Here is an 869-nt window from a genome sequence, read left to right as displayed (position 1 = left end):
TGTACAATAACTAACTCTGATTTCCCTCAAATTAACTCAATAAACACTGGAAATTACAATATGATTAATGCAGGACCTTTCTTACAAGATTCTGTTGCGGTAGTTAATATATTTAAGTTAAATACCGAAAATGAACTAAACTGGAATATTAGTCAGCCTATTAACACATGGGAAGGGATTATTCATTCAGGGGACCCACTTGATAGAATAAAAAGTGTGGATATTAAAAATAAAAACATTCAAGAATTACCTGATGAAATTCAAAACCTTGACGCTTTAGATTCCTTGATACTTGATCATAACAAACTAATATTTGAGGAACTTGAAAAAATATCTCAACCATTTCCAAACCGTTTTTCATATAACAAACAAGATACAGTTGGTCAGAAAAGTCTTTATAAATATCAAAATAATCCTTTCATTATTTCACTACCTGATCAAATAAATTCTGATAACAATATTTATCAATGGTATAAAGACAACAACCCAATTACTGAAAATGGAAATAAAAAAGAATTAACTGTTGAGCAATTGGGTACATACTTCTGTAAGATCACTAATAACACATTCCCTGAATTAACCTTGATCTCTGCAAATCAATATGTAGTAGATCCTCTTCTTTTTGAAAAAGATTCGACTGAGTTAGCAAGGTTATACAACAAAAATATTGACAATACACTTAAATGGAACCTAAATGCTCTAATTACTACATGGGAGGGAATAACTTTTTTCAATGGAAGAGTTAATAAAATTGATGCTAGCAATTCCTCATTAGATACAATACCTTATACTTTTTTCAATTTAGACCAAATAGACACCTTATATATACAAAACAATAAACTCACTTTTGAAAGTTTAGAAAATATTAC

The 869-nt window shown here is 29.0% G+C and carries 1 protein-coding gene; it reads left to right on the top strand.

Translation table 11 applies throughout. The features are described from left to right. Window positions 1-60: 60 nt before the first annotated feature. The coding region (locus PL77_RS29855) for an immunoglobulin domain-containing protein (RefSeq protein ID WP_044213722.1) at window positions 61-869 on the top strand (809 nt) is incomplete at its 3' end.

It is taken from the genome of Flammeovirga sp. OC4 (genome assembly GCF_000812565.1).
In the GTDB taxonomy this organism is placed as follows: domain Bacteria; phylum Bacteroidota; class Bacteroidia; order Cytophagales; family Flammeovirgaceae; genus Flammeovirga.
This window is presented reverse-complemented; position numbering and strand designations above follow the sequence as displayed.